The organism is Psychrobacter sp. 16-MNA-CIBAN-0192, assembly GCF_040309565.1.
In the GTDB taxonomy this organism is placed as follows: domain Bacteria; phylum Pseudomonadota; class Gammaproteobacteria; order Pseudomonadales; family Moraxellaceae; genus Psychrobacter.
Genome location: NZ_JBEOOX010000193.1, coordinates 1 through 277, shown reverse-complemented (window position 1 = coordinate 277; position 277 = coordinate 1). Strand labels below are relative to the sequence as shown.

The 277-nt window shown below is 54.5% G+C and carries 1 pseudogene; it reads left to right on the top strand.

Annotation, left to right across the window (positions count from 1 at the left end):
• Positions 1-24: 24 nt before the first annotated feature.
• Positions 25-277, top strand: a pseudogene (locus AAEY78_RS12885) (heme ABC transporter ATP-binding protein); the annotation flags it as partial.

The following is a 277-nucleotide window of genomic DNA, read 5'->3' as shown; positions in this document are numbered from 1 at the left end:
AACCTGAGCATTGCCGAACGGCAAATGGTCGAGATTGCCAAGGCGGTGTCCTATGACTCCGACATCCTGATCATGGATGAACCAACCTCGGCCATTACCGACAAGGAAGTGGCCCACCTGTTTTCGATCATTGCCGACCTCAAGTCCCAGGGCAAAGGCATCGTATATATCACCCACAAGATGAACGAAGTGTTCGCCATCGCCGATGAAGTGGCGGTGTTCCGTGACGGCCAATACATCGGTTTGCAACGGGCCGACAGCATGAACAGCGACAGCC